The organism is Kitasatospora sp. NPDC058162 (genome assembly GCF_042884005.1).
Lineage (GTDB): Bacteria > Actinomycetota > Actinomycetes > Streptomycetales > Streptomycetaceae > Kitasatospora.
On the sequence record NZ_JBHVUS010000055.1, the window covers coordinates 1 to 22,915 of the forward strand.

Here is a 22,915-nt window from a genome sequence, read left to right on the forward strand (position 1 = left end):
CCGGCCTAACCAAATCCATGCAGCCCCGTTCTCTCCCACCCCCGGAACCGCCCCCGGACCCACCCACCCTCCCGAAAGCCCACCCCCACACCCCAGCCCCGCGCAGCGGACCCCCCACCCCCCTACCCCGCCGGCGGCGAAGCCCCTCCCGCCACCGCCACCGCCACCAACCCCCTCATCGCACAAGCCACCTGCCCCAACGGCAACGTCGCATCATCCGCGAACAGCTCCACCAACCACCCACCCGCCGGATTCTGACCCCCCGCCGCAACCATCCCCCGGTACCCGGAGACCACGAGCATCGCCTCCTCCGCCGGATCGTTCCCCGCCGCCCCCGCCCGCAGCGCGAACGCGCCACCCCGCACCGCCCGCCTGGTCATCGGGTAGTGACGGAGGTCGAAAACGGCATCCGGCGCCTCGATCTGCGCCCGCTGGGTCTCGGCCCGGGTGCTGCTGGGCCCGCTGGTCATCCGGTAGACCGCGTGCCGCGCGGTCCGCATCAGCTGCGAGCCGGGCGGCACGTACGACACCCACCAGCCGACCGCGTCGAGCAGCCGGGCGGAGGTCTCGGCGACGACCGCGAGCTTGCCGAGGGTGTCGGCCGGGTGGACGGCCCGGGCGGCCGCGGCGTGGTCGAGGGCGGAGAGGACGGCGGTGAGCAGCTGCCCGGGGTCGGCGCTGTGGGCGGCTCCGCGGAACCGGCGCCGGTCGGCGGTGCCGGTCCGGCCGCCGGGCCCGCGGCGTCCGTCGGCGCGGTGGTGGGGGTCGGCGGCGTCGGCGAGCAGCACGGTGGGGTCGGGCGAGAAGCCGGGGCCGTGGCTGCGTCCGGCGACGACGGGGTGGGCGGCGCGGGCGGCCTTGGCGCGGTACTGGGCGGCGTCGGCGAGCCGGAAGAGCCGGTCGGGCGTGGTGACCGGCCCGATGGAGTCCCCGGTGGAGGCAACGCCGCAGGCGACTCCCTCGCCCTCGGACAGCGCGAGGGCCCGGGCGCACAGTTCTTCGGCGACGGCGACCACCTCGTCGGCCTTCTGCCCTTCGGCGAGCAGGCAGAACTCGTCCCCGCCGAGCCGGGCGGCGAGGCTGCCGGGCAGTTTGGCGGCGGCCAGGGAGAGCTGGTGGGCGAAGCGTTCCAGCAGCCGGTCGCCCATCTCGTGGCCGAGCTGGTCGTTGACCCGCTTCAGTCCGTTGACGTCGCAGACCACCAGCGAGACCACGGTGTTGTCCCGGTTGTGGGCCTCCAGCGCGCTCTCCAGCCGGGCGTCGACGGCACGCCGGTTGGCGAGGCCGGTGAGCGGGTCGGAGAAGGCGAGTCGGCGCAGGTCGGCGAGGCGCTCGGTCTGGGCGAGGCCGGCCGAGATCTGGGCGGCGAGCAGGGTCGCGTAGTCGGCGTCGGCCTGGGTGAAGGTCGGCTGGCCGACGGCCCGGGCGAGGTAGAGCTCGCCCCAGGCCTGCCCGTGCAGCACGATCGGCGCGACCACGCAGCAGCCCCGGCCGCGCCGGCGCAGCGCGGCGGCGCGTTCCTGGCAGTACGCGCCGGCGGTCGGGTGGGTGTGCCCGGCGTGCGGCTCGACGTTCTCGGCGGTCTGCAGCCAGGCGCGCGGCAGCCGACCGGTGGTCCAGCGCTCCTCCAGGTAGGTGACGATCTCCGGGAAGTCCGCGACCGGGTACGACTCGTCCTCCGGGAGTTCCTCCTCGCCGGGCGCGAGTGCGCCGTGGTTGACCAGCACCCGCAGCCGGCCGGATTCGCGGTCCCAGACCGACACGGCGGCCATGGTCGCGCCGAGCGCCTCGGTGGCCCGGGCGGCGGCGGCCCGGACGGCCTCCAGCGGGGTGAGCGCCCCGGCCATGTCCTGGGCGAGTTCGACCACCGATTGCAGCCGCAGGTCGGGCAGCGGGTCGGCGCGGTGCGGACTCTCGCAGCCGCGGTCCGTCGTGATCGCCTCACTGCTCACCGGCTCGCCTCGCTCCCTGTGCCAGGTCCTGCCGGACCCCCACCGGTCGGCCGTACCCGTCGGCCGCTTGCACCAAGACTATGGCGATTTCGTTCGGTTTTGCCCCGTTTGCCCGGAGAGACCCACAACCGACCGTACGACCTTCAACCATTCGGGAGCGCTACCCGCGAACGGTCGGGCTACTCCGCCTTCATCCGCCGCGTCAGCAGCCACGGCTCCACCAGCCCCAGCCCCCGCACCGGCCGCCGCCACATCGGCTGGAGGTGGAACCGCGCCCCCGCGTCCGGCCCCGGCACCGGCAGCCCGGAGGCGGGCATCCCGGCCGCCACCGACAGTGCCTCCGCCAGGCCGGGCCCTTCCGAGTCGGCGGGGGCGACGCTGCCGTTCAGCTCCAGGGCGGCGGCGAACTCCCCGTCGATCAGCACCGCGTCCTTGGGCGCGATCGAGGTGAGTCGGCTGGCCAGGTTCACGGTGGTGCCGAACACGTCGCCCATCCGCTGGGTGACGGTGCCGAAGGCCATGCCGACCCGCAGCGCCGGGATGGTCTCGTCCTCGGCGAGGGCGTCGATCAGGCTGAGCGCGATCTCGGCGGCGGTGGCCGGGTCCTCGGAGACGTAGAGGATCTCGTCGCCGAGGGTCTTGATCACCCGGCCGCCCTGCCCGGCGATCAGGTCGGAGCAGGTGTTCTCGAAGGTCTCGACCAGTTCGCCGAGCTCCTCCTCCTCCAGCCGCCGGGACAGCCGGGTGAAGCCGACCAGGTCCGCGAAGCCGACCGCGAGCCGTCCGCTGGTCATCTCGTGGTCCTCGGCGGCCTGCACGACCCGGCCGGTGACGGCGGCCAGCTGGCGCCGCCAGACGTACACCAGGAACTGCTCCAGCTCCGGCAGCAGCAGCTCGACCAGCGGGTACGCGACGTCGGCGCGGGTCAGTCCGGGCTCGACGGCCTGGGTGAGGTTCTCCAGGAAGGTGTCCATCTGCCAGCCGGCCAGCCGGGCCGTGGTCTGGCCGGTGGAGCGGGCCACCTGGATCGCCATCGACTCGCTGAGCAGTCCGGACTCGACCAGGCCGGCCAGCCGCCGCAGCGCGATCACGTCGCCGTCGGTGAGTGCCCGGGACTGGCCGATGTCGGGGAAGCCCATGGCCCGCCAGAAGCGGGTGGCCAGCTCCATCGGGACGTCGGCGGCGCGCGCGGCCTGGTACGGGGTGTAGCGGCGTGGTGCGTCCAGGATCAGGCGTTCCAGTTCGAGCGCGACCGTGGGGTCGTGGCTGCCCGCCGTCCCGCTGTTGCCGTCCTCTGCCACCGGTCCGTCCCCGTGCGGTTGCCGCACTTGCCTCGTTTCCTACCTGTCCCGGCACCCCGCCCGCCACCCGTGCGGACAGTGGCGCGCCTCACACCGCTGCCAGGTGGAATGTTCGCACGGAATCACGTGATCCGGAGCATCCGCCCGGGTCAAGGAGAGGTGAAGACTGCCGTTCAGCGCGGTTCGGGGCGCGGTTCGGGGCGGACGTGGACCACGTCCCCCGCGCCGACCGCCCGGCGTGCGCCGTCGGCGGTGCGGACCACCAGACGGCCGTCCCCGTCGATCGCCACCGCCTCGCCGACCAGCTCGCGGTCGCCCGGCAGGTGCACCTTCACCTGGCGGCCCAGGGTGCTGCAGCGGTCCGCGTACGCACGCAGCAGGTCGCTGGCGTGCGGATCCCCGGCGGCCGCCGTCCACTCCCGGTAGAGCCCGGCGAACTCGCGCAGCAGGGCGCGCAGCAGGACCGAGCGGTCGGTGGTGGCGGCGCCGGCCAGCGCGAGCGAGGCGGCAGTGGGGACGGGCAGTTCCGCGGTGCGCAGCGAGACGTTGAGGCCCATCCCGACCACCACCGCGCCGCCGCTCAGCTCGGTGAGGATGCCGCCGAGCTTGCGCTCCGCGCCGTCGATCCCGGTCTGCAGGTCGTTGGGCCACTTCAGCCCGACCTCGATCCCGGCCACCCGGTCGAGGGTGCTGGCGGCGGCCACGCCGACCAGGATCGGCAGCCAGCCGTACCGCTCGACCGGCACCTCCTCGGGGCGCAGCAGGAAGGACAGGAACAGTCCGGAGCGCGCCGGGGCGGTCCACTGCCGGTCGAGTCGGCCGCGCGCGGCACTCTGCGCCTCGGCGACCAGCACCGCGCCCTGCGGGGCGCCGGAGCGGGCCAGCGCGGCGAGGTCGCTGTTGGTCGAACCGGTCTCGGCGACGACGTCCAGCGAGGTCCAGAGCCCGCCCGGGACGACCAGGTCGCGGCGCAGCGCCTCCTGGTCCAGCGGCGGCCGGTCCAGGTCGGTCCAGGGGGACGGTCCGGTGCGGCCGAAGCCGCGCAGTCCGCTGCGGCGGGGGGTCTCGGGTGCGGTCATGAGCAGCACACTAGAGGCACTACGCCGCCCCATCGTCCCGCAGAACGCTCGTTAACACACTGTGTCGATGGCCATAACGCCAGGACATGCCGCATCGCCCTGCGCGCTGGTTACGCTACGCAGCGGTAGTTCGCAGCGCCGCCCTGCCCTCGTGCGCGAGCCCCCGATCCCGGCCCGCGCGATCGAACAGGTCGCGGCCCATGATCAGGGAGAGCCACCGGATGACCGAGGCGCCGTACGACCCCCACACCACCGCCGGGAAGCTGGCCGACCTGCGGCGCAGGCTGGACGAGGCGGTGCACTCCGGCTCGTCCAAGGCCGTGGAGAAGCAGCACGCCAAGGGCAAGCAGACGGCCCGTGAGCGGGTCCTGGAGCTGCTGGACGAGGACTCCTTCGTCGAGTTCGACGAGTTCGCCCGGCACCGCTCGACCAACTTCGGCCAGGAGAAGAACCGGCCGTACGGCGACGGCGTGGTGACCGGCTACGGCACCGTCGACGGCCGCCAGGTCGCCGTCTTCGCCCAGGACTTCACCGTCTTCGGCGGTTCGCTCGGCGAGGTCTTCGGCGAGAAGATCGTCAAGGTGATGGACTTCGCACTGAAGACCGGCTGCCCGGTCATCGGCATCAACGACTCCGGCGGCGCCCGGATCCAGGAGGGCGTGGTCTCGCTCGGCCTGTACGGCGAGATCTTCCGCCGCAACGTGCACGCCTCGGGCGTCATCCCGCAGATCTCGCTGATCATGGGCCCCTGCGCGGGCGGCGCGGTCTACTCCCCCGCGATCACCGACTTCGTGGTGATGGCCGACCAGACCTCGCACATGTTCATCACCGGCCCGGACGTGATCAAGACGGTGACCGGCGAGGACGTCGGCATGGAGGAGCTGGGCGGCGCCCGCACCCACAACACCAAGTCCGGCAACGCCCACTACCTGGCCACGGACGAGAAGGAGGCGATCGAGTACGTCAAGAGCCTGCTGTCGTACCTGCCCTCCAACAACCTGAGCGACCCGCCGTCCTACCCGGAGCAGGCGGACCTCTCGGTCACCGACGAGGACCTCGAACTCGACGCCATCGTGCCGGACTCGGCGAACCAGCCGTACGACATGCGCAAGGTGATCGAGCACATCGTCGACGACGCCGAGTTCCTGGAGACCCAGCCGCTGTACGCGGGCAACATCATCACCGGCTTCGGCCGGGTCGAGGGCCACCCGGTCGGCATCGTCGGCAACCAGCCGATGGACCTGGCCGGCTGCCTGGACATCAACGCCAGCGAGAAGGCCGCGCGGTTCATCCGCACCTGCGACTCCTTCAACATCCCGGTGCTGACCTTCGTGGACGTGCCCGGCTTCCTGCCCGGCACCGAGCAGGAGTGGGACGGCATCATCCGCCGCGGCGCCAAGCTGATCTACGCCTACGCCGAGGCGACCGTCCCGCTGATCACCGTGATCACCCGCAAGGCCTTCGGCGGCGCGTACGACGTGATGGGCTCCAAGCACCTGGGCGCCGACCTCAACCTGGCCTGGCCGACCGCGCAGATCGCGGTGATGGGCGCCCAGGGCGCGGTCAACATCCTGCACCGCCGGGAGATCGCCGAGGCCGAGGCGACCGGCACCGTCGAGGAGAAGCGGGCCGAGCTGATCGCCTCCTACGAGGACACCCTGCTGAACCCGTACCTGGCCGCCGAGCGCGGCTACGTCGACGCGGTGATCGCCCCCAGCGAGACCCGCCGGCACATCGTCCGGGGCCTGCGGGCGCTGCGCGGCAAGCGCGAGGTGCTGCCGCCCAAGAAGCACGGCAACATCCCCCTGTAGGCACCACCCCACTCGGGAGAGAACCAGCCATGTCCCCGATCCACGTGCTGCACGGGCAGCCGACCCCCGAGGAGCTCGCCACCGTCCTGGCGGTGGTCCAGGCCCGGGCCGCCGCCGCGCAGGCCGCCGCCGAGGCGGCGCGCCTGGCCGGTGTCGGCCCGGCCTCCCCCTGGAACGACCGCTCCCGGATGCTCCGCCCCGCCGTCCGCCCGGGCGCCAACGCCTGGCGGACCTCGGGCTGGGCGCACTGAGTTGACCGCCCGGAGCAGGAAGTCGGCCCGCCCGACTTCCTGCTCCGTAACTCGCCCGCTCGCCTCCGGGGCGGGGGTCGCCCGCTTTGCCCGAAACCTGAGTACGGATACTCAGGCGCCCGCCCCCACCCGCACCGCACTCTGGACGGGTGCTCTGGTCAGACCCCGAGGACGGGCCCTCGCCCGAGGCCCGTCGCATGCAGCAGCGGATGCAGCGGTCCGGCAAGGTGCTCGCCGCGATCGTGCTGGTGGGCGCCGTCCTGATCATGGTCAGCCGGTACTTCACCTGACCCGTTCACCCGAACGGCTGAACCCCGCACCCCCTACTCTGGTGGGCATGACCGACCAGCGCGCCCTCGTCCTCGCTTCCGCCTCCCCCGCCCGCCTCGGGCTGCTGCGCCAGGCGGGGCTCGACCCGCGCGTGGTGGTCAGCGGCGTCGACGAGGACGCGATCAGCGCCGCCACCCCCGGCGAGCTCGCCCTCGTCCTGGCCGAGGCCAAGGCGAAGGCCGTCGCCGCCGAACTGACCGGCGGCGAGCTGGTGATCGGCTGCGACTCCGTCCTGGAGCTGGACGGCCTGGCCCTCGGCAAGCCCGCCGACGCCACCGAGGCGCTGGCCCGCTGGCAGTCCATGCGCGGTCGCGACGGGGTGCTCCGCACCGGCCACTGCGTGATCGACACCGCGACCGGCCGGCAGTCCTCGGCGACCGCCTCCACCACCGTCCGCTTCGGCACCCCGGACGACGCCGAGGTGGCCGCCTACGTCGCCTCCGGCGAACCCCTGTACGTGGCCGGGGCGTTCACCCTGGACGGCCGCTCGGCGCCGTTCATCGACGGCATCGACGGCGACCCGGGCAACGTCATCGGCCTGTCCCTGCCGCTGCTGCGCCGGCTGCTCGCCGACCTGGACGTCCGCATCACCGATCTGTGGGCCAACTGACGTTGCTCAACTGACTCCGTGGACCAACTGACCTGCCGCATCCGCCCGGTGCCCGTCTAAGCTGACCGGCGTTCGAACGGGGAGGGAACGCGGCGATGACCGACAACGTGCTCAACGTGGTGCTCGGCCTGGTGGCCAGTGCCATCAGCGCCGGGCTCGGCTGGCTGGCCCAGGCCCTGCGGCGGCGCCGGAAGGTCGAGCGGGTCCGGGAGTTCTTCGGGCTGCCGGCCGGCAGCGAGTGCCTGATCGTGGTGCCCCGCAGCGTCGGGACGGGCTCGCACGCCAACACCGTGACCCGCCGGGACGCCTACGCCCTGATGTGGCTGGCCGGGCTGGTCGAGGAGTGCGGCGCCCGGCCCGAACTGGTCGCCCACGACGCCGCGAACCGCGGCCTGGGCGCCAAGACCGAGCTGTGCCTGGGCGGTCCGGTCAGCAACGAGCGGATGGCCGCCCACCTGGCCTGGGGCCTGCCGGGCGTGCTGATCACCTCCGGCCCGGGCCCGGGCAGCAACGTGATCGTGGTGGGCGGCCGGGAGTTCACCGCCGAGCCCGACCGGACCCACGTCCTGCTGGCCCGGATCGCCACCCCGGACGGCGGCCGCCCGGTGTTCCTGATCTCCGGCCAGACCGGCACGGCCAACCAGGCCGGCGTCCGCTACCTGGTCGCGCACCACCGCCAACTGGCCCGCGAGCACGGCCGCAACGGCACCTTCGCGCTGCTCCTGCGGGTGGTCAACCCGGAGGCGTACGGGCCGGACATGGTCGAGCCGGTCGCCGACGTGACGGCCGAGGCGCTCCGACGCCCCGCGGCCCCGGCGCCGGCCGGCACCGGCGCGGGGTGAGAGCGGGCCGGGGAAGGTGTGTTCCATCCCACCGACCCGCCACGCCGCCCCCCGGTCACCCACCGTCGACCCCGCCCGCCCGACCGCACCGGGCGCGACCTGCGAACTCGCCCACGGCCCGGCCGCGGAGGCCGGAATTCCCATCACCGAGCGTGTGGGATAGTTCACAACCCGGGGCTACTCGCCGGTACTGCCCAGGAATCCATAAACTCATCGAGGTTCAAGAAGGGAGCCACAGTGCGCAAGGTGCTCATCGCCAACCGCGGGGAAATCGCCGTCCGCGTCGCCAGGGCCTGCTCGGACGCCGGTATCGCCAGCGTCGCCGTCTACGCCGAGCCGGACCGGGATGCGCTGCACGTCCGCGCGGCCGACGAGGCTTACGCGCTGGGCGGTGACACCCCCGGCACCAGTTACCTGGACATCGCCAAGGTGCTCAAGGCCGCCGAGGACTCCGGGGCCGACGCCGTCCACCCCGGCTACGGGTTCCTGTCGGAGAACGCCGACTTCGCCCAGGCCGTCCTCGACGCGGGCCTGACCTGGATCGGCCCGCCGCCGCAGGCCATCCGCGACCTCGGTGACAAGGTCACCGCCCGTCACGTCGCCCAGCGCGCCGGCGCCCCGCTGGTGGCCGGCACGCCGGACCCGGTCTCGGGCGCCGACGAGGTCGTCGCGTTCGCCCGGGAGCACGGCCTGCCGGTCGCCATCAAGGCGGCGTTCGGCGGCGGCGGTCGCGGCCTCAAGGTCGCCCGCAACCTGGAGGAGATCCCGGAGCTGTACGAGTCCGCGGTGCGCGAGGCGGTCGCCGCCTTCGGTCGCGGCGAGTGCTTCGTGGAGCGCTACCTGGACAACCCGCGGCACGTGGAGACCCAGTGCCTCGCGGACAAGCACGGCAACGTGGTGGTCGTCTCCACCCGTGACTGCTCGCTGCAGCGCCGGCACCAGAAGCTGGTCGAGGAGGCGCCCGCGCCGTTCCTGACCGAGGCGCAGAACGCCGAGCTGTACCGCGCCTCCAAGGCCATCCTCAAGGAGGCCGGCTACGAGGGCGCCGGGACCTGCGAGTTCCTGGTCGCGCTGGACGGCACGATCTCCTTCCTGGAGGTCAACACCCGTCTGCAGGTGGAGCACCCGGTCACCGAGGAGGTCACCGGGATCGACCTGGTCCGCGAGATGTTCCGGATCGCCGACGGCGAGGAGCTCGGCTACGGCGACCCCGAGGTGCGCGGCCACTCCTTCGAGTTCCGCATCAACGGCGAGGACCCGGGCCGCAACTTCCTGCCCGCGCCCGGCACCGTGACGCTGTTCTCCCCGCCGTCCGGCCCGGGCGTACGCCTGGACTCCGGCGTGGAGTCCGGCTCGGTCATCGGCCCCGCCTGGGACTCGCTGCTGGCCAAGCTGATCGTCTCCGGCCGCGACCGCAAGCAGGCCCTGGAGCGGGCCAAGCGCGCGCTGAGCGAGTTCAAGGTCGAGGGCATGGCCACCGCCATCCCGTTCCACCAGGCGGTCGTCACCGACCCGGCGTTCGCGCCGGAGGTGCACGGCGGCGACGGGCCGTTCACGATCTACACCCGCTGGATCGAGACCGAGTTCGACAACACCATCCCGGCGTTCACCGGCGGCGCCGGCGAGGCCGAGGAGACGGAGACCCGGGAGACCGTGGTCGTCGAGGTCGGCGGCAAGCGGATCGAGGTCTCGCTGCCGTCCTCGCTGGGCGTCGCGGCGGCCCCAGCCGCCGGGGCGACGGGTGCCGCCAAGGCCAAGCGCCGGGTGGGCGCCAAGAAGGCCGGTTCGGCCGTCAGCGGTGACACCCTGGCCTCGCCGATGCAGGGCACCATCGTCAAGGTCGCCGTCGAGGAGGGCCAGGTCGTCGCCGAGGGCGAGCTGATCGTGGTCCTGGAGGCGATGAAGATGGAGCAGCCGCTGAACGCCCACAAGGCGGGCACCGTCGTCGGCCTCAAGGCCGAGGTGGGCGCGAGCGTCAGCAGCGGCGCCGCGCTGTGCGAGATCAAGGACTGACGCAGCACTCGTCAATCCTCCGACCGGTCCGTACTCCCTTCGGGGGGTGCGGACCGGTCGCTTTTACCCTGTGACTCGCCCGCTCGCCTCCGGGCGCTCCTGACCCGGCGCCGACGGTCGGCGCTCCGGCGCTCGTGCCTCGCTTGTCGCTTCTCTCTTTCGGCACCGGCGCGCCCCTTCGGCTCGGGGCGGGTAGGCGCGCCGCGGCACGGCCTGCCTCAGCGCCCGCGCGGCAGGCCCATCTCGGCCAGCCGGACCGGCAGGCCGCCGGGGCCGACCGGGCCGCCGTGCGCCCCGGGGCGGCGCTGGCCGGGCAGCGGGGCGCCGCCGGGCGGCGGGACGGGCCGGCGGCCCAGCGGGCCGGGCTGGGTCTGGTGCACCGGGCCGCTGCCGGTGCCGTGCACGGGGGCGTCGGCGCCCGGCCCGGCCCCGAACGGCGCCAGGTCGATCTGCACCCCGCAGTCGGCGAGCGCGTCCAGCTCGCGGGCGGTGGCGTCGTCGGCGGTGGCCTGCTCGTCGGTGACCAGCCGGGTGATGGTCTCGGTGGCGACGGTCTGGAACATGCCGGCCGCGCCGAGCTTGGTGTGGTCGGCGAGGACGATGACCTCGGCGGCCGCCAGCACCATGGCCCGGTCCACGCTCGCGGACAGCATGTTCGCGGTCGACAGCCCCCGCTCGGCGGTCAGCCCGCTGCCGGAGATGAAGGCCTTGGTGACCCGCAGCCCCTGCAGCGACTGCTCGGCGCCACTGCCCACCAGGGCGTAGTTGGAGCCGCGCAGGGTGCCGCCGGTCATCACCACCTCGACCCGGTTGGCGTGTGCCAGCGCCTGGGCGACCAGCAGCGAGTTGGTGACCACCGTCAGCCCGGGCACCCGGGCCAGCCGGCGGGCCAGCTCCTGGGTGGTGGTGCCGGCGCCGACCACCACCGCGTCGCCCTCCTCCACCAGCCCGGCGGCGAGGTCCGCGATGGCGCTCTTCTCCGCCGCGGACAGGTGGGTCTTCTGCGGGTAGCCGGGTTCGCGGCTGAAGCCGCCGGGGAGCACCGCGCCGCCGTGCCGGCGGTCGAGGAGCCCTTCTGCCTCCAGCGCCCGCACGTCACGGCGCACGGTCACTTCGGAGGTCTGGACGACGCGGGCCAACTCCCGGAGCGAGACAGCTCCGTTGGCGCGCACCATTTCGAGGATCAACTGGCGACGTTCTGCTGCAAACACAGAACCGACGGTAACCCGCGTGACCGTCTGCTTTCAGGCGTTTGCAGCTGGTAGCGGGAATTGCTCACGCAAGAGCGGCGCGTGACCGTACAATACGCGCCGTCAACAACCCGGAACTGCGCCCGCCGTCCGGGTGACGATCATGCCTGCGCGAAGGGCGGCCGCCGATCGGCAGCCGCCCTCAACTGTGCGCCTTGAGCTCAGGATTCGCCGTCGGCCCGCTTGCGGACGTGCAGCTGCCGGGCGGCCTCGGCGGTCGAGCCGGAGACGGACGGGTAGACGGTGAAGGCGCTGGCCACCTGTTCGACCGTCAGATTGGCGTCCACCGCCAGCGCGATCGGGTGGATCAGCTCGCTGGCCCGCGGGGCGACGACCACGCCGCCGACCACGATGCCGGTGCCCGGGCGGCAGAACAGCTTCACGAAGCCGTCCCGGATGCCCTGCATCTTCGCCCGCGGGTTGCCGCGCAACGGCAGCTTCACCTCGACGGCGTCCATCTTGCCGCACTGCACGTCGGCGGCGGTGTAGCCGACGGTGGCGATCTCCGGGTCGGTGAAGACGTTGGAGGCCACGGTCTTGAGGTTCAGCGGCTGCACCGCGTCGCCCAGCGCGTGGTACATCGCGATCCGGCCCTGCATGGCCGCCACCGAGGCGAGCATGAAGACGCCGGTGCAGTCGCCGGCCGCGTACACGCCCGGGGCGCTGGTGCGGGAGACCCGGTCGACCTGGATCTGGCCCCAGTCGTTGAGCTTGACCCCGGCCTCCTCCAGGCCCATCTCGGCGGTGTTGGGGATCGAGCCGACCGCCATCAGGCAGTGGGTGCCCTCGATCACCTTGCCGTCGGAGAGGGTCACCTCGACCCGGTCGCCGATCCGCTTGGCGCTCTCGGCGCGCGAACGGCTCATCACGTTCATGCCGCGGCGGCGGAAGACCTCCTCCAGCACCTCGGCGGCGTCCGGGTCCTCGCCCGGCAGCACCCGGTCGCGGCTGGAGACCAGGGTCACCTTGGAGCCGAGCGCCTGGTACGCGCCGGCGAACTCGGCGCCGGTCACACCGGAACCGACCACGATCAGCTCGCGGGGCAGCTCCTCCAGGTCGTAGACCTGGGTCCAGGTGAGGATCCGCTCGCCGTCCGGCTTGGCGTCCGGCACCTCGCGCGGGTGGGCGCCGGTGGCGATCAGCACCGCGTCGGCGCGCACCGACTGCACGCTGCCGTCGGGGCCGTCCACCAGCACCTCGCGGGAGCCGTCCACGGCCTGCCCGCCGGCGCCGAGCCGGCCGCGGCCGCGCAGCACGGTGACCCCGGCGCGGGTGACGGACTGGGTGATGTCGTGGGACTGGGCGATCGCCAGCCGCTTCACACGGCGGTTGACCTTGCCCAGGTCCACGCCGATGACCTTGGTCTCCCGGTCGGCGGCCGCGCCCTGGTCGACCGTGATGCCCAGCTCCTCGTACGAGCTGTCGAAGGTGGTCATCACCTCCGCGGTCGCGATCAGGGTCTTCGACGGCACGCAGTCCGTGAGCACCGCCGATCCGCCCAGACCGTCGCGGTCGACGACGGTCACCTCCGCGCCGAGCTGAGAGGCCACCAGGGCCGCCTCGTAGCCGCCGGGTCCGCCACCGATGATCACGATCCGAGTCACGTACCCCATTGTCCCGCACGCCGGGAGCGGCGCCACAACGGGGTCCGCGCTCGGTACCTTCATCCACTGGCCCCGTCCCGTGCACCGGCCGGGCTACGCTGCACCCATGCCCCTTTACGCCGCGTATGCCACCAACCTCGATGCCCGGCAGATGACCCGCCGAGCCCCGCACTCCCCGCTCCGCGGCACGGGGTGGCTGGACGGCTGGCGGCTCACCTTCGGCGGCGAGCAGCTCGGCTGGGAGGGCTCGCTGGCGACCGTCGTGGAGGACGAGAAGGACCAGGTCTTCGTCTCCCTCTACGACATCGCGCCGATGGACGAGGAGGGCCTGGACCGCTGGGAGGGCGTCCAGCTCGGCATCTACCGCAAGATCAAGCTGCGGGCGCAGACCCTGGACGGCGACATCCCGGTCTGGACGTACGTGCTGAACGACTACGAGGGCGGCCTGCCCGCGGCCCGCTACCTCGGCCTGATCGCCGACGCCGCGGAGAGCGCGGGGGCCCCGCACGACTACGTGATGGAGCTGCGCCGGCGGCCGTGCTGATCGCCGGTCTTCTTTCCGTACGAATCGACGAACCCGGTCACCCGAAAGCGCCACCGAGCTGTGTTTTCGGGCCAACCGGGTAACGATCCGGCAAGCCGCGGCGGAATTTCTACGCGCGTAGTCGAAAGCCGTCTATCCTCGGACCCGTGAACGCTTCTCCTCAGTCGGTCGTCTCCGCCGACCCCTACGCCGCCGCCCAGGCCGCCGCCGAGCGCCTGCGCGAGCTGACCGGTGCCGAGCGGCACGACGTCGCCCTGGTGATGGGCTCCGGCTGGGTGCCGGCCGCCGACGCCCTGGGCGAGACCGTGGCCGAGTTCCCGGTCACCGACCTCCCGGGCTTCCCCGCCCCCGCCGTCGCCGGCCACGCCGGCAAGATCCGCTCGGTGAAGATCGGCGACAAGCGCGCCCTGATCTTCCTCGGCCGCAACCACTACTACGAGGGCCACGGCGTGGCCACCGTCGTCCACGGCGTGCGCACCGCCGCCGCGGCCGGCTGCGGCATCATCGTCCTGACCAACGGCTGCGGCGGTCTGCGCGACGGCTGGACCCCGGGCCAGCCGGTCCTGATCAGCGACCACATCAACCTGACCGCGGACTCCCCGATCGTCGGCGCCAACTTCGTCGACCTCACCGACCTGTACTCCAAGCGCCTGCGCGCGCTGTGCCGCGAGGTCGACCCGAGCCTGGACGAGGCCGTCTACGTCCAGTTCCGCGGCCCGCACTACGAGACCCCGGCCGAGGTCAACATGGCCCGGGTGATCGGCGGCGAGCTGGTCGGCATGTCCACCACCCTGGAGGCCATCGCCGCCCGCGAGGCCGGCTCCGAGGTGCTCGGCATCTCCCTGGTCACCAACCTGGCCGCCGGCATCACCGGCGAGCCGCTCAACCACGAAGAGGTCCTGGAGGCCGGCAAGGCCTCGGCCGAGCGCATGGGCGAGCTGCTGGCGAAGGTCCTGGAGCGGATCTGACGCCTGCCGGGCGCAGAATCATGAACGACGGGGCCCACGGGCGGCGTGATCCGCTGATCACGCCATCCCGGGGGCCCCGTCCGCATGTGCACACCTCCTCTTCCCCTTGCGTGGAACCCTCCGGTCGACACCCGACGCACTTCCCGATGGAGCAGGCAAGAACATGACGCAGGCACCTACCACCGACCTCCTCGCCCGGGCCCGCACCTGGCTGACCGAGGACCCCGACCCGCAGACCCGCGAGGAGCTCGCCGCCCTGCTGGCCCGCGCCGAGGGCCCGGAAGCCCAGGAGGAGTGCACGCTCGCCTGGGCCGAGCTCGCCGAGCGCTTCTCCGACCGCCTCCAGTTCGGCACCGCCGGCCTGCGCGGCGAGCTCGGCGCCGGCCCGATGCGGATGAACCGCGCCGTGGTGATCCGGGCCGCCGCCGGCCTGGTCGGGTACGTGAAGAAGCAGGGCCTCGGCGACCTCGTGGTGATCGGCTACGACGCCCGCCACAAGTCGTACGACTTCGCCCGGGACACCGCCGCCGTGGTGGTCGGGGCCGGTCTGCGCGCCGCGCTGCTGCCGCGCCCGCTGCCGACCCCGGTGCTCGCCTTCGCCGTCCGCCACCTGGGCGCGGCCGCCGGCGTGACCGTCACCGCCAGCCACAACCCGCCGCAGGACAACGGCTACAAGGTCTACCTGGGCGACGGCTCGCAGATCGTCCCGCCGGCCGACGCCGGGATCGCCGCCGAGATCGACGCGATCGGCTCGCTGGACGACGTCCCGCGCGCCGAGCAGGGCTGGGAGGTGCTCGGCGAGGACGTCGTCGAGGCCTACCTGACCCGGGCCGTCTCGATCGTCGACGAGCACAGCCCGCGCGAGCTGGACGTGGTCTACACCCCGATGCACGGCGTCGGCCGCGACACCCTGGTCGCCGCCTTCCGCCGGGCCGGCTTCCCCGAGCCGACCGTGGTCGCCGAGCAGGCCGAGCCCGACCCGGACTTCCCGACCGTGGCCTTCCCCAACCCGGAGGAGCCGGGGGCGATGGACCTCGCCTTCCGCACCGCCGCGGCGGCCGGCCCGGACATCGTGATCGCCAACGACCCGGACGCCGACCGCTGCGCGGTGGCCGTCCCGGTCCACGCCAACGCGGTGGGCAGCGGCAACGGCACCTCCGGCTGGCGGATGCTGCGCGGCGACGAGGTCGGCGCGCTGCTGGGCTCCGCGCTGGTCGCGAAGAAGGCCGAGGGCACCTTCGCCACCACCATCGTCTCCGCCACCCTGCTCGGCCGGATCGCCGAGGCCGCGGGCCTGGGCTACGCCGAGACGCTGACCGGCTTCAAGTGGATCTCCCGCGCCGAGGGCCTGCGCTACGGCTACGAGGAGGCGCTCGGCTACTGCGTCGACCCCGAGGGCGTCCGGGACAAGGACGGCATCACCGCCGCCCTGCTGGTCGCCGAGCTGGCCGCGACGCTCAAGAAGTCCGGCCGCACCCTGACCGACCTGCTGGACGACCTGGCGCTGGAGCACGGCCTGCACGCCACCGACCAGCTGTCCGTCCGGGTCCAGGACCTCTCGCTGATCGCCGACGCCATGCGCCGGCTGCGCGAGCAGCCGCCGACCGTCCTGGCCGGGCTGAGCGTCACCCGCGCCGACGACCTCTCGGCCGGCTCCGCCGAGCTGCCGCCCACCGACGGCCTGCGCTACTACCTGGCCGGCGAGGCCGTGCGCTCGGCCCGGATCGTGGTCCGCCCCTCCGGCACCGAGCCCAAGCTCAAGTGCTACCTGGAGGTCGTCCTCCCGGTCGCGAGCGCCGCCGACCTGGCCGCCGCCCGGGAGCGCGCCGCCGGGCTGCTCGCCGACATCAAGCGCGACCTCGGCGCCGCCGCGGGCATCTGACCCGCCGCAGCACGTGGAAGGGCCCGCCGGTCGGTGACCGGCGGGCCCTTCCTACGCATGGGGACTCAGACCGCGATCACCGTGATCAGGGCGGCCAGGCCGAGCAGCGCCGGGGCGATCAGCCACCAGCACCAGCGGACGACCACCGGGCCGGCCGCGTCGGGGTCGCGGCCGTTGCGCTCGGCCATCTCCTGGAGGACGTCGGTCACCTGGTCGGACCAGGCACGGGAGGGGTCCGGGGAGCCCTGGACGACCGGGTTGGTCTGCCGACCGAAGACCATCCCCATCCGGGAGGCGTGCTCGGCGGCGTCCTGGGTCCGGACCCGGTTGGCCCGCTTGCGCTGGCGCAGCGACACCGGGACGGCCCACACCTGGTACTTCTTCCCGTCGGACAGCAGCTCGACCGAGTACCCGGCGCGCAGCGCGTCGACCGAGGCCCAGGGGACGGTGATGGTGCGCCACGGGTTGCGGACGACCAGGCGCCTGCGGTCGGCGAACACCGCCGGGCGCAGCGTGTAGGCGATCACCGGGAGGGCGAACACCGGCAGCGCCGCGAGCGCGACGTACGGGGTCTTCCCGGTGCCGGTCACCGCCGCGTCGCCGATCAGCCAGGCGGCGACGGCGAGCAGGAACACGCCGGAGATCACGCCGGGGACGGAGCGGTACACGCGGTCCGCGTACTCGGGTTCCCCGCCGGGGGCGGCCGGGCCCTGGTGGGGCTTGCCGTCGGAATCGGTCATGGCGTCGATTCTGCCCCATGCACCCCTCACCAGCGGGTCTCGGTCCGGCCACGAATGACGGCCCGTGAACGGCGTCCAGCCCCGGCCGGACGGTCCCGCGCGGCCGAGGTCTCGGTCCGGCCACGAAAGACCGCCGATTAGTGGCCGCCCTAGCGGTCGGCTACGCGCGTAGATATGCTGGTCTGGTGACTATGTCCACTGTTGCAGCCAATGCCCCCGGCGTTGCGGGCAGCGGCCTCGCGGACGTTGCGGCGTCCGAGGCCTCGCTCCGTCGCTTCCTGCACGGCCTGCCCGGCGTCGACCAGGTCGGCCTCGAAGCCCGCGCCGCGTCCCTCGGGACCCGCTCGATCAAGACCACGGCGAAGGCCTACGCCATCGACCTGGCGATCTCCATGATCGACCTGACCACGCTGGAGGGCGCGGACACGGTCGGCAAGGTGCGCGCACTGTGCGCCAAGGGCAGGACCCCCGACCCGACCGACCCGACCACCCCGCGCGTCGCCGCGATCTGTGTCTACCCGGACATGGTCGCCACCGCGAAGGACGCCCTGCGGGGCACCGACATCCAGGTCGCCTCGGTGGCCACGGCCTTCCCGGCCGGCCGCGCCGCCCTCCCGGTCAAGCTCGCCGACACCGCCGACGCGGTGGCCGCGGGCGCCGACGAGATCGACATGGTGATCGACCGGGGCGCCTTCCTCTCCGGCCGCTACTTCGACGTCTTCAACGAGATCGTCGCCGTCAAGGAGGCGTGCAAGCGCGCCGACGGCAGCTACGCCCACCTCAAGGTGATCTTCGAGACCGGCGAGCTGCAGACCTACGACAACGTCCGCCGGGTCTCCTGGCTGGCGATGCTGGCCGGCGCCGACTTCATCAAGACCTCCACCGGCAAGGTCGCCGTCAACGCGACCCCGCCGGTCACCCTGCTGATGCTGGAGGCGGTCCGCGACTTCCGCGCCGCCACCGGCGTCCAGGTCGGCGTGAAGCCGGCCGGTGGCATCAAGACCACCAAGGACGCCATGAAGTACCTGGTGATGGTCAACGAGACCCTCGGCGACGACTGGCTGAGCCCGCACTGGTTCCGCTTCGGCGCCTCCAGCCTGCTCAACGACCTGCTGATGCAGCGCCAGAAGCTCGCCACCGGCCGCTACTCCGGCCCCGACTACGTGACGGTGGACTGATCACCATGGCCAAGAAGAAGAACATCGAGGAGCCCGCGGCCAAGCCGGCCGGAGGCCTCTTCAGCTACGCCCCGGCCCCGGAGTCCCCCGCCGCCGCGGGCGACATCGCCACCTCGTACGGCCACTTCATCGGCGGCGAGTTCGTCGACTCCTCCGGCAGCGAGGCCCTCAAGACGGTCAACCCGGCCACCGAGCAGGTGCTCGCCGAGTTCGCCCAGGGCACCGACGAGGACGTGGACCGCGCCGTCGCCGCCGCCCGCAAGGCCTTCGCCGACTGGTCGGCGCTGCCGGGCAGCGAGCGCGCCAAGTACCTGTTCCGGATCGCCCGGATCATCCAGGAGCGCGGCCGCGAGCTGGCCGTCCTGGAGTCGATGGACAACGGCAAGCCGATCCGCGAGACCCGCGACTTCGACATCCCGACCGTCGCCGCGTGGTTCTTCTACTACGCGGGCTGGGCGGACAAGCTGGACTACGCCGGCTACGGCGCCAACCCGCGCCCGCTGGGCGTGGCCGGCCAGGTCATCCCGTGGAACTTCCCGCTGATGATGCTGGCGTGGAAGATCGCGCCCGCGCTGGCGACCGGCAACACGGTCGTCCTCAAGCCGGCCGAGACCACCCCGCTGACCGCGCTGCGCTTCGCCGAGATCTGCCGCCAGGCCGGTCTGCCGAAGGGCGTCGTCAACATCGTCACCGGCGACGGCCGCACCGGTGCCGCGCTCACCGCGCACCCGGACGTCAACAAGGTCGCCTTCACCGGCTCCACCCCGGTCGGCCGGGCGATCGCCAAGCAGCTGGCCGGCAGCCGCAAGAAGCTGTCGCTGGAGCTGGGCGGTAAGGCCGCCAACATCGTCTTCGACGACGCGCCGATCGACCAGGCGGTCGAGGGCATCGTCAACGGCATCTTCTTCAACCAGGGCCACGTCTGCTGCGCCGGCTCCCGCCTGCTGGTCCAGGAGTCGGTCCAGGACGAGCTGCTGGACGCCCTCAAGCGCCGGATGGGCACCCTGCGGGTCGGCGACCCGCTGGACAAGAACACCGACATCGGCGCGATCAACTCGGCCGCCCAGCTGGCCCGGATCACCGAGCTGACCGACGCCGGCGAGGCCGAGGGCGCGGACCGCTGGTCCCCCGAGTGCGAACTCCCGGGCACCGGCTTCTGGTTCAAGCCGACCCTGTTCACCGGCGTCAGCCAGGCCCACCGGATCGCCCAGGAGGAGATCTTCGGCCCGGTGCTGTCGGTGCTGACCTTCCGCACCCCCGAGGAGGCGGTGCAGAAGGCCAACAACACCCCGTACGGCCTCTCCGCCGGCATCTGGACGGAGAAGGGCTCGCGCATCCTCTGGACGGCCAACCGGCTCAAGGCCGGCGTGGTCTGGGCCAACACCTTCAACAAGTTCGACCCGACCTCGCCGTTCGGCGGTTTCAAGGAGTCGGGTTACGGCCGCGAGGGTGGCCGCCACGGTCTGGAGGCCTACCTCGATGTCTGACACGACCTTCGCGCGTCTTGACGTCCTCAAGACCTACAAGCTGTACGTCGGCGGGAAGTTCCCGCGCTCCGAGAGCGGGCGGGTGTACGAGGTGACCGACGCAAAGGGCGAGTGGCTCGCCAACGCCCCGCTGGGTACCCGCAAGGACACCCGCGACGCCGTCCTGGCCGCCCGCGCGGCGGTCAAGGGCTGGGCCGGCACCACCGCGTACAACCGCGGCCAGGTGCTCTACCGGGTGGCCGAGATGCTGCAGGGCCGGCGCGAGCAGTTCGCCGCCGAGGTGTCCCTCTCCGAGGGCATCGGCCCGAAGAAGGCCGCCGCGCTGGTGGACGCCGCGATCGACCGCTGGGTCTGGTACGCGGGCTGGACGGACAAGGTCGCCCAGATCGCGGGCGGCGCCAACCCGGTGGCCGGGCCGTACTTCAACCTCTCCACCCCGGAGCCGACCGGCGTGGTCGGGATCGTCGCCCCGCAGGCCGGGTACGGGCACTCGCTGCTCGGCCTGGTCTCGGTGATCGCCCCGGCGATCGCCACCGGCAACACGGTCGTGGTCGCGGCCGCCGCGGACGCCCCGCTGCCCGCGCTGTCGCTGGGCGAGGTGCTGGCCACCTCGGACCTCCCGGGCGGCGTGGTCAACATCATCTCGGGCCGGACCGCGGACATCGCCCCGACCCTGGCCTCGCACCAGGACGTCAACGCGCTGGACCTCACCGGCGCCATCGCCGCCGACGGCCCCGGCGCGCCGACCGCCCTGGAAGCCGCCGCCGCGGATACCCTGAAGCGGGTGGTCCGTCCGGAGCTGGACCCGTTCGCCCAGGACTGGACGGATGCGCCCGGTACCGACCGGCTACTCTCCTTCCTGGAGACGAAGACGGTCTGGCACCCGATGGGGATCTGACCCCCCGTCGCCACTGAGTAACAACTCCACAGACTGGCCGTCCCCAGTGCCCTCTCCCCCCCAGGGCCCGGACGGTCATTGGACGGACCCGCACCTCTCCCCCCCTGGTGCGGGTCCGTCGATTTTCCGAGGTCGATTCTCCGAGGTCGATTTTTCCGAAGGTGTGAGCAGGACGGTTTCGGCAACGGGCCGGGATGCGTCAGACTGGTGTCCCGTGAGTGACTCCCCCATGAACCCCGCGCCGACGGCCCACGCCCGGGTGATCCTGCTCTCCGGGCCCTCCGGATCCGGGAAGTCCTCGCTGGCCGAACGCAGCGGCCTGCCGGTCCTCCAGCTGGACGACTTCTACAAGGACGGGGACGACCCCACCCTCCCCCGGCTGCCGGACGGCGCCGTGGACTGGGACTCCCCGCTCGCCTGGCACCGCGACCAGGCCGTCGCCGCCATCCGCGCGCTGTACGAGCACGGGCGCACCGAGGTGCCGGTCTACTCGATCCCGGACAACGGCCGGATCTCCACCCGCGCCCTGGACCTGGACGGCGCCACCGCGTTCATCGCCGAGGGCATCTTCGCCGCCGAGATCGTCGCCGAGTGCGCGGCCGAGGGCCTGCTCGGCGACGCCCTGTGCCTGCGCAACGGCGCGCTCACCACGGCCTGGCGCCGGCTGCGCCGGGACGTCCGCGAGGGCCGCAAGTCGCTCCCGGTGCTGCTGCGCCGGGGCTTCCGGCTGATGCGGGCCGAGCGGGCCATCGTCGGACGGCAGGTCGAGCTCGGCTCCCACCCCTGCGCCGGGGCGGAGGCCGAGCGGCGGGTCCGCGCGGCGGCCGGGCCGCGGGAGCTGTCCGCGGTCTGAGCCGATCGACTCCCCACGCGTACGAACACGACGACGGGCCCGGTGCGTCTCCCCCGCACCGGGCCCGTCGCCTGCCGAACGGCTTCGGCTCCCCACGAGCACCGCTCCCCCGAGCCGGCGCCCCCGAACCGCAACCGTCCGCTACCCGTCCCCCGACGGGAGTCCTGTTCCCCTGTTCCCCTGCTCCCGCGCTCCCCCGGCCCTACGCGACCAGCTCGCCGAACGCCCGGACGGTGTCGCCCGACTTGTTCAGGTGCTCGTCGTCGCGCAGCCGGCGCAGCGCGCGCCAGATGCTGCTCTTGACCGTACCGACGCTGATCCCCAGCACGTCGGCGATCTCCGGGTCGGTCTTGCCCTCGTAGTACCGCAGCACCAGCATGGTCCGCTGGTTCTCCGGCAGCTTCGCCAGCGCCTGCCAGAGCACGGTGCGCAGCTCGGTGCCGCCCATCGCGTCGGTGTCGCCGGCCGTCTCCGGCAGCTCCTCGGTCGGGTACTCGTTGACCTTGCGGCGCCGCCAGGCGGAGATGTGCAGGTTGGTCATGGTGCGGCGGAGGTAGCCCCCGACCGCGGCCTTGTCGGTGATCCGGCCCCAGGCCCGGTAGGTGCTGAAGAGCGCGCTCTGCAGCAGGTCCTCGGCCTCGTAGCGGTCACCGGTGAGGTGGTACGCCGTGGCGTACAGGGAGGCGCGGCGCTCGCGCACGTACGCGGTGAACTCCGTGATGTGGTCCTCCGCGACGGCCGGGTGCTCCCCCTGCGCGTCTCCCTGTCCCGCCTCGGTGGTGCGGGCCGGTGCGGGGTTCAGCCGCAGCAGCGTCGCACCGGCGGCCTCGCGGCCGGCCGGCTCCCCCGAGCCGACCGTCCGCAGACCGTTCTTCCTCTGGTCGCCCCCCCGGGCGTCCGTGCCCTCGACGCGGACGGGGAGGATCCCCCGCAGCGTGAGGGTGTTGGCGGAGTCGACCGCACTCCCCAGTCGGCCGATCCCGTACAGCTCCCCCGTCCTGCCGCCGCCGCTCACCCGGCGGGCGACAGGGTTTCCACCGGTGCTGTGCGCGCACCCCCGTACGGTCACGGCACCGGAGTTCTCGTCGGTCCTGATCTCGTACCGGGTCCGGTGGGTGGTCGCTGACGAACGCGCGGTGCGGACAGCCGGGTTGGTCCGGGTCTGAAGCATGGCGTTCATCGTGCGCCCCCTTGGATCGGTACGAGCGGTTCCTGTTGCCGCCCTCCAGCCGGCCCTTGCGGCCCGCTGTCCTGCGGCGACATGGAAAATCCTGCCCGCCGGTTGTGATGGCGCTGTCCGCCGACTGTCACAGGGGTGTCAC

At 72.9% G+C, this 22,915-nt stretch carries 19 protein-coding genes and 1 pseudogene; 13 read left to right on the forward strand and 7 right to left on the reverse strand.

Going from position 1 to position 22,915, the window contains the following annotated elements:
* Positions 1–716: 716 nt before the first annotated feature.
* The 3 genes and pseudogenes from ACFVXG_RS43690 to ACFVXG_RS43700 all read right to left on the reverse strand — a co-directional run.
* Positions 717–1,847 (reverse strand): annotated as a pseudogene (locus ACFVXG_RS43690) (diguanylate cyclase domain-containing protein); the annotation flags it as partial.
* A gap of 284 nt (positions 1,848–2,131) precedes the next feature.
* Positions 2,132–3,253: an adenylate/guanylate cyclase domain-containing protein gene (locus ACFVXG_RS43695; RefSeq protein ID WP_387936085.1), complete on the reverse strand. Its 1,122-nt coding sequence runs from the start codon at positions 3,251–3,253 to the stop codon at positions 2,132–2,134.
* Between the two features lie 173 nt (positions 3,254–3,426).
* Entirely contained in the window at positions 3,427–4,332 is a 906-nt protein-coding gene (locus ACFVXG_RS43700) for a biotin--[acetyl-CoA-carboxylase] ligase (protein WP_387936086.1), read from the reverse strand.
* Between the two features lie 200 nt (positions 4,333–4,532).
* On the opposite strand from ACFVXG_RS43700, the gene ACFVXG_RS43705 reads away from it, so the two are divergent.
* The 6 genes from ACFVXG_RS43705 (at position 4,533) to ACFVXG_RS43730 (ending at position 10,189) form a co-directional block, all read left to right on the forward strand.
* Positions 4,533–6,143 (forward strand): acyl-CoA carboxylase subunit beta, encoded by a 1,611-nt coding sequence (locus ACFVXG_RS43705; protein WP_387936087.1) that lies wholly within the window; start codon positions 4,533–4,535, stop codon positions 6,141–6,143.
* A 29-nt stretch (positions 6,144–6,172) separates the two neighbouring features.
* On the forward strand, positions 6,173–6,394 hold the full coding sequence (locus ACFVXG_RS43710) for an acyl-CoA carboxylase epsilon subunit (protein WP_387936088.1): 222 nt from the start codon (positions 6,173–6,175) through the stop codon (positions 6,392–6,394).
* A 149-nt stretch (positions 6,395–6,543) separates the two neighbouring features.
* Positions 6,544–6,684 carry a morphogenic membrane protein MmpB gene (mmpB, locus tag ACFVXG_RS43715; protein ID WP_350503458.1) on the forward strand — a complete coding sequence of 47 codons (141 nt, stop codon included), beginning with the start codon at positions 6,544–6,546 and terminating at the stop codon, positions 6,682–6,684.
* 47 nt (positions 6,685–6,731) lie between these two features.
* Positions 6,732–7,334 (forward strand): nucleoside triphosphate pyrophosphatase, encoded by a 603-nt coding sequence (locus ACFVXG_RS43720; protein ID WP_387936089.1) that lies wholly within the window; start codon positions 6,732–6,734, stop codon positions 7,332–7,334.
* A gap of 95 nt (positions 7,335–7,429) precedes the next feature.
* The gene (locus tag ACFVXG_RS43725) at positions 7,430–8,176 is read left to right on the forward strand and encodes a hypothetical protein (protein WP_387936090.1); all 747 of its coding nucleotides are present in this window, start codon (positions 7,430–7,432) and stop codon (positions 8,174–8,176) included.
* A gap of 237 nt (positions 8,177–8,413) precedes the next feature.
* Positions 8,414–10,189, forward strand: a complete 1,776-nt coding sequence (locus tag ACFVXG_RS43730; RefSeq protein ID WP_387936091.1) for an acetyl/propionyl/methylcrotonyl-CoA carboxylase subunit alpha — start codon at positions 8,414–8,416, stop codon at positions 10,187–10,189.
* A gap of 218 nt (positions 10,190–10,407) precedes the next feature.
* On the opposite strand, the gene ACFVXG_RS43735 is transcribed toward ACFVXG_RS43730, so the two are convergent.
* Positions 10,408–11,364 carry a DeoR/GlpR family DNA-binding transcription regulator gene (locus ACFVXG_RS43735; RefSeq protein WP_387936122.1) on the reverse strand — a complete coding sequence of 319 codons (957 nt, stop codon included), beginning with the start codon at positions 11,362–11,364 and terminating at the stop codon, positions 10,408–10,410.
* Positions 11,365–11,600: 236 nt separating this feature from the next.
* A complete protein-coding gene (locus ACFVXG_RS43740; RefSeq protein ID WP_387936092.1) occupies positions 11,601–13,052 on the reverse strand; it encodes an NAD(P)H-quinone dehydrogenase in 1,452 nt (483 codons plus the stop codon).
* A gap of 97 nt (positions 13,053–13,149) precedes the next feature.
* Between ACFVXG_RS43740 and ACFVXG_RS43745 the strand changes: the two genes are divergently transcribed.
* From ACFVXG_RS43745 to ACFVXG_RS43755, 3 genes are all read left to right on the forward strand, one after another.
* Complete coding sequence (locus tag ACFVXG_RS43745; RefSeq protein WP_350503464.1) at positions 13,150–13,587, forward strand: gamma-glutamylcyclotransferase; 438 nt, start codon at positions 13,150–13,152, stop codon at positions 13,585–13,587.
* A gap of 146 nt (positions 13,588–13,733) precedes the next feature.
* On the forward strand, positions 13,734–14,555 hold the full coding sequence (locus ACFVXG_RS43750; protein ID WP_387936093.1) for a purine-nucleoside phosphorylase: 822 nt from the start codon (positions 13,734–13,736) through the stop codon (positions 14,553–14,555).
* Positions 14,556–14,718: 163 nt separating this feature from the next.
* Positions 14,719–16,437 (forward strand): phospho-sugar mutase, encoded by a 1,719-nt coding sequence (locus tag ACFVXG_RS43755; RefSeq protein WP_387936094.1) that lies wholly within the window; start codon positions 14,719–14,721, stop codon positions 16,435–16,437.
* A gap of 65 nt (positions 16,438–16,502) precedes the next feature.
* Here ACFVXG_RS43755 and ACFVXG_RS43760 read toward each other — a convergent pair whose 3' ends face one another.
* Positions 16,503–17,177 (reverse strand): PH domain-containing protein, encoded by a 675-nt coding sequence (locus ACFVXG_RS43760; protein ID WP_387936095.1) that lies wholly within the window; start codon positions 17,175–17,177, stop codon positions 16,503–16,505.
* 191 nt (positions 17,178–17,368) lie between these two features.
* Between ACFVXG_RS43760 and deoC the strand changes: the two genes are divergently transcribed.
* The 4 genes from deoC to ACFVXG_RS43780 all read left to right on the forward strand — a co-directional run bounded on the left by deoC (position 17,369) and on the right by ACFVXG_RS43780 (position 21,593).
* Positions 17,369–18,355 (forward strand): deoxyribose-phosphate aldolase, encoded by a 987-nt coding sequence (gene deoC, locus ACFVXG_RS43765; RefSeq protein ID WP_387936096.1) that lies wholly within the window; start codon positions 17,369–17,371, stop codon positions 18,353–18,355.
* A 5-nt stretch (positions 18,356–18,360) separates the two neighbouring features.
* Positions 18,361–19,842, forward strand: a complete 1,482-nt coding sequence (locus ACFVXG_RS43770; protein WP_387936097.1) for an aldehyde dehydrogenase family protein — start codon at positions 18,361–18,363, stop codon at positions 19,840–19,842.
* The gene (locus ACFVXG_RS43775; RefSeq protein WP_387936098.1) at positions 19,835–20,740 is read left to right on the forward strand and encodes an aldehyde dehydrogenase family protein; all 906 of its coding nucleotides are present in this window, start codon (positions 19,835–19,837) and stop codon (positions 20,738–20,740) included. Before ACFVXG_RS43770 ends, ACFVXG_RS43775 begins: the two co-directional genes overlap by 8 nt.
* Positions 20,741–20,954: 214 nt before the next feature.
* Positions 20,955–21,593 (forward strand): ATP-binding protein, encoded by a 639-nt coding sequence (locus ACFVXG_RS43780; RefSeq protein ID WP_387936099.1) that lies wholly within the window; start codon positions 20,955–20,957, stop codon positions 21,591–21,593.
* 202 nt (positions 21,594–21,795) lie between these two features.
* On the opposite strand, the gene ACFVXG_RS43785 is transcribed toward ACFVXG_RS43780, so the two are convergent.
* On the reverse strand, positions 21,796–22,764 hold the full coding sequence (locus ACFVXG_RS43785; RefSeq protein WP_387936123.1) for a SigE family RNA polymerase sigma factor: 969 nt from the start codon (positions 22,762–22,764) through the stop codon (positions 21,796–21,798).
* Between the last annotated feature and the right edge of the window lie 151 nt (positions 22,765–22,915).